This is a genomic window from Candidatus Dedyshia acidiphila (assembly GCF_051025295.1).
Lineage (GTDB): Bacteria > Acidobacteriota > Terriglobia > Terriglobales > Acidobacteriaceae > KBS-83.
Genome location: NZ_JBMGJV010000095.1, coordinates 1 through 255, shown reverse-complemented (window position 1 = coordinate 255; position 255 = coordinate 1). Strand labels below are relative to the sequence as shown.

The 255-nt window shown below is 65.1% G+C and carries 1 protein-coding gene; it reads left to right on the top strand.

The genetic code is table 11. The annotated features are described in order from the left end of the window. Window positions 1-211: FCD domain-containing protein (locus AC5IJH_RS18350; protein ID WP_491904269.1), on the top strand; the 211-nt coding region annotated here is incomplete at its 5' end. Between the last annotated feature and the right edge of the window lie 44 nt (window positions 212-255).

The following is a 255-nucleotide window of genomic DNA, read 5'->3' as shown; positions in this document are numbered from 1 at the left end:
CGAGCTGTGGGCGGGGATGTTCTCGCCGTTGTTTCACCAATTCAGCGAGCGCACGCGCCTCGTGCATCGCCAGGAGGCCGCATTGGCCGAGCACCGCGCGATCTATGCTGCGCTGAAGACGCGGGATGCGCTGGGAGCGCGGTCGGCCATGCGGCAGCACCTGATCCGGGTGCAGAGTGTTCTGGCGGATACGGAGCTGTCCCGGGATTGATTTTCAATCACATACGGCCCTTCGGCGGCGCAAGAGCTGTGCGC